The sequence below is a fragment of the Micromonospora maritima genome (assembly GCF_902825405.1).
In the GTDB taxonomy this organism is placed as follows: Bacteria; Actinomycetota; Actinomycetes; order Mycobacteriales; family Micromonosporaceae; genus Micromonospora; species Micromonospora maritima.
Map to the genome: position 1 here is coordinate 1 of NZ_CADEAU010000418.1, position 4708 is coordinate 4708.

Here is a 4708-nt window from a genome sequence, read left to right on the forward strand (position 1 = left end):
GCCGCCCAGAGCCGCAGCCGACGACCGTCCAGGTGGAACCGGGGCGGCGGTCGCTTCGCCGTGCCGCGCAGCCAGCCCCGCGCGAGCGGCGCCAGCGTGGTCGAGTACGCGGAGCGCACCCGGTGCCGGCCGTCCTCGGTCGGCTCCCAGCTCGCCGGCACGCCCCGCGCGCCCAGCTCGGCCACCAGCACGTGCACCCGCCAGGCGGCGTCCACCACCACGGAGATCCGGGCGGTGCCGCCCATCCGCACCACCTCGCCCGGCCCGGCGAGCAGGCCGGCGAGATCCGCCAGCGCGGGGTCGGCCGCCTCGGTGGAGAAGAGCGAGGGCTGGCGGGCCGGTTTCGGGGTGGGAGGGGTCAGCGACACTCCGGGACCTCGTCGAAGGCCTCTTTCAGCTCGGGCGAATTGAGCTTGCTGGTGTCCAGCGCGCTCGCGTCGTACTCCTTGTTCAGCGTGTCCACGGCGGCGCGCACGCCGTCGTAGAACGGACCGGCCTGGGCGGTGTCGAGCCCGTCGATGGTGTCCCGGGCCCGCCCGTACGCGTCCCGCATCTTGCTCAGCGAGCCGCGGAACCCGGCCGACACCTCGTCGCCGTGCTCGACCTCCGGCACGCCCGCCTCCTCGACCTTGCGCCGGGCCGTCTCGCTCGCCTGTTCGGCGCCGGCGAAGAGGCGGACCAGGTTCTCCCTGGCCTGCGCCGGAGTGGTCCGCGCGGTCATCTGCTGCTGGGTGCTGCTGGTGAGCTTGGAGATCTCCGCCCGCCAGGGGGTGAGCGCCTGGCAGACCGACGCCGCCCAGGCCCGTGGGCTGGGACCACCGCACCCGGCGACGACGAGGACCAGCGTGGCCAGGACCACCGTGAGCTTTCCGGCGGTTGCCGCCCGGCGCGTACGCATGCGAAGCAGCGTACGACCTCCGGGGGGAACCGCCACCGGTCAGGTTTCGTGCACGGGACCGCCGGACGGCACGGTTCCCGGCCGGCCGGGGCCGACCGGGAACCGTCGCGTCACTCAGGCGTTGACCGTCTCCGGGCGCTGGTCCGGGGTGCCCGCACCGCTGTCGGAGTTGTCCATGGCGACGCCCTTGCGCTTGCTGAACACCACCGCCGCGGCGATGATCAGCGCAGCCACCACGGCGATCGTGATGCGCAGCGCCGGGTTCTTGTCGTCGCCCACGCTCCAGGCCACCACGGCCGGGGCGATCAGCAGCGAGACCAGGTTCATCACCTTGATCAGCGGGTTGATCGCCGGGCCGGCGGTGTCCTTGAACGGGTCGCCGACGGTGTCGCCGATGACCGTGGCGGCGTGCGCCTCGGAGCCCTTGCCGCCGTAGGCGCCGTCCTCGACCAGCTTCTTGGCGTTGTCCCAGGCGCCACCGGAGTTGGCCAGGAAGACCGCCATCAGCGTGCCCGCGCCGATCGCGCCGGCCAGGTAGGAGGCCAGCGCGCCCGGGCCGAGGCCGAAGCCGACCGCGATCGGGGCCAGGATGGCCAGCAGGCCGGGGGTCATCAGCTCGCGCTGCGCGTCCCGGGTGCAGATGTCCACGACCTTGCCGTACTCGGGCCGCTGGGTGCGGTCCATGATGCCGGGCAGCTCGCGGAACTGCCGCCGTACCTCCATCACCACGGCGCCGGCCGAGCGGGAGACCGCGTTGATGGCCAGGCCGGAGAAGAGGAAGACCACCGCCGCGCCGATGATGAGGCCGACCAGGTTGCGCGGGTTGGCCACGTTCAGCGAATTGAGGATCTCGGCGCCGACGTCGCCCACACCCGCGTCCGCGTACGACGTCCGCAGCGTGTCGGTGTACGAGCCGAACAGCGCGGTCGCGGCCAGCACCGCGGTCGCGATCGCGATGCCCTTGGTGATCGCCTTGGTGGTGTTGCCGACCGCGTCCAGCTCGGTCAGCGTCCGCGCGCCGTGCTCGTCGATGTCGCCGGACATCTCGGCCACGCCCTGCGCGTTGTCGGAGATCGGGCCGAACGTGTCCATGGCGACGATGACGCCGACGGTGGTGAGCAGGCCGGTACCGGCCAGCGCGACCGCGAACAGCGAGAGCGTGATGGAGCTGCCGCCGAGCAGGAACGCGCCGAACACGCCGGCGCCGATCAGCAGCGCGGAGTAGACCGCCGACTCCAGGCCGACGCTGATGCCGGCCAGGATGACGGTGGCCGCGCCGGTCTGCGAGCTCTTGCCGATGTCCTGCACCGGGCGCCTGTTGGTCTCGGTGAAGTAGCCGGTCAGCGCCTGGATCGCGGCGGCCAGCACGATGCCGATCACGACCGCGCCGATGGCCACCAGCCGCGGGTTGCGGTCGACGTCGGTCAGCCCACCCTCCAGCTCGCCGAACGTCGCCGGCAGGTAGGCGAACGCGGCGATCGCCACCAGCACCGCGGAGATCACCGCGGAGAGGTAGAAGGCCCGGTTGATCGCGGTCAGGCCGTTGCGGTCGCTGGTGCGCAGCCGGGTGATGAAGACGCCGACGATCGCGACCAGCACCCCGATGGTGGAGATGATCAGCGGGAAGACCAGGCCGTCCTCGCCGAACGCGGCGCGGCCCAGGATCAGCGCGGCGACGAGCGTGACCGCGTACGACTCGAACAGGTCGGCGGCCATGCCGGCGCAGTCGCCGACGTTGTCGCCCACGTTGTCGGCGATGGTGGCGGCGTTGCGCGGGTCGTCCTCCGGGATGCCCTGCTCGACCTTGCCGACCAGGTCGGCGCCGACGTCGGCGGCCTTGGTGAAGATGCCGCCGCCGACCCGCATGAACATGGCGAGCAGCGCGGCGCCGAAGCCGAAGCCCTCCAGCACGGTCGGCGCGTCACCCCGGAACAGGATGACGACGAGCGCCGCGCCGAACAGGCCGAGGCCGACGGTGAGGAAGCCGACCACGCCACCGGTGCGGAACGCGATCTTCATGGCGCCCTCGCGCCCGCCTTCGCGCTCCCGGGCGGCGGCGGCGACCCGCAGGTTGGCCCGGGTGGCCAGCCACATGCCGGCGCCGCCGATGAACGCGCTGAACAGCGCACCCACCACGAAGAACGCCGAGCGGCCGATCTTCACCAGGGTCTCGTTGCCGTCGGTGTCGTGCACCGGCAGCAGGAAGAGCAGCACGACGGCGATCACCACGAAGATCGCCAGGGTGCGGAACTGCCGCAGCAGGTACGCCGAGGCGCCCTCCTGCACCGCACCGGAGATCTCCTGCATGTTTGTGGTTCCCGTACCGGCTGCCAGGACCGCCCTGGTGAGGGCGGCCGCGAAGACGAGCGCCACCAGCGCGATGACCGCGGCGATGACGACGTACGTCACGTTGGCTCCGGTAAGGGACAGGGCGCCGCCGTCGGCGGCCAAGGTCCCGGACATCTATGTCCTCCTGTACCGAACACTCGCGCCGACTCGTGGAGACGCACGGGCCGACGCCTGGATGCGAACTCGCCAGCGCGCGCCATCCACCCGTTCCCGCTGGCTGCGGGCAGCGATCACTTGCTGACAACCCGGGTACTGTAGCCCTCCGGCGTGGTGGAGGTCACACCGAGGGGGCACCGTGTCTCGATGATCTTCGTAACTGTGTTATGCGAGGAAATCTGATATATAGGGCGGTCAACACGACGAGGCCGCGCTCCCCGTCGGGGAACGCGGCCTGCGAGTCGAACAGGTCAGGCGCGGCCGGCCGGCCAGGACATCCGGACCTCGGTGCCGACACCGTCCTCGACCGGGCGGACCTGGAGGTCCTCCACGAAACCGGCGAGCAGGGCGAAGCCCACCCCGGTGGTGAGCGCGTCCTCGCTGAGCGACTCCTTCGCCAGCTCGTCCGGGCCGAGCGCGGCCAGCCCCAGGCCCGCCTCGATCGGGGCCCGGTCCACCACCCGCACCGAGTAGCCGCCGCCGTCGGACATCTCCACGTACACCGGCTCGGCCAGCCCGTACTGCCGGTGCAGCGCCACCGCCCGGGTGCACGCCTCACCGATGGCCAGGCGCACCTCGTCGAGCAGGTCCTCGCGTACCCCGGCCCGCCGGGCCACCGCGACGCCGACCAGGCGGGCGGTGCGCACGTGCACCGGGGCCGGGGAGAAGGACAGCTTGACGGTGGCCATCACGCGCCGGTGGTGTCGGCGGCGATGGCCGCGTCGACCGTCGGGTGCAGCGGGAAGACCTGGTCCAGGGCGGTGATCCGGAAGATCTTGAGCAGCGGCTCCTTGTCGCAGACCAGGGCGAACGAGCCGCCGGCCGCGCGCAGCCGCTTCAACGCGCCGACCAGTACGCCCAGCCCGGTCGAGTCGAGGAAGTCGACCCGACCCAGGTCCACGACGACGCGGTGGGCCCCGCCGTCGATCAACTCCAGGAGCCGTTCACGCAGGCGGGGGGCGGTGTAGACATCCACCTCACCGCCGACCTCGAGCACCGTGTGCTCCCCCACGGTGCGGGTCGCCAGCGACAGCTCCATCGGCCCCTCCTCGGTAAACTCTCCTGGGCATCTAACCATCCCTCCCGTAAGACCCCCTCGGGTCACCGGTCGGGCCCTCCCCATACCCCCACCCTGCGGTTCCCAATTCCGAACACCAGTGCGAGAGTGCAGGACGTGACCGACGACAGGCCCGGCCCCCGGCGCGCGCCGGCCGAGCTGCTGCACCGGTTGCGGCTGCGGCACGCCACCGACCCGGTCACCCACGTCGAGCGGGTCCCGGCCCGCGCGGGCGAGCCGGTCCCGTG

General features: G+C 72.1%; 4 protein-coding genes and 1 pseudogene. All 5 read right to left on the bottom strand.

The window, feature by feature from the left end:
- Window positions 1-368: pseudogene (locus HUW36_RS25990) on the bottom strand (hypothetical protein); the annotation flags it as partial.
- The gene (locus HUW36_RS25995; protein WP_174530556.1) at window positions 359-898 is read right to left on the bottom strand and encodes a hypothetical protein; all 540 of its coding nucleotides are present in this window, start codon (window positions 896-898) and stop codon (window positions 359-361) included. The pseudogene HUW36_RS25990 and the gene HUW36_RS25995, both read right to left, overlap by 10 nt.
- A 114-nt stretch (window positions 899-1012) precedes the next feature.
- Window positions 1013-3361 carry a sodium-translocating pyrophosphatase gene (locus HUW36_RS26000; protein WP_174530557.1) on the bottom strand — a complete coding sequence of 783 codons (2349 nt, stop codon included), beginning with the start codon at window positions 3359-3361 and terminating at the stop codon, window positions 1013-1015.
- Between the two features lie 293 nt (window positions 3362-3654).
- Window positions 3655-4092, bottom strand: a complete 438-nt coding sequence (locus tag HUW36_RS26005; protein ID WP_174530558.1) for an ATP-binding protein — start codon at window positions 4090-4092, stop codon at window positions 3655-3657.
- The gene (locus HUW36_RS26010) at window positions 4092-4442 is read right to left on the bottom strand and encodes an STAS domain-containing protein (protein WP_091583567.1); all 351 of its coding nucleotides are present in this window, start codon (window positions 4440-4442) and stop codon (window positions 4092-4094) included. The genes HUW36_RS26005 and HUW36_RS26010 overlap by 1 nt, the downstream gene beginning before the upstream one ends.
- Window positions 4443-4708: the final 266 nt, after the last annotated feature.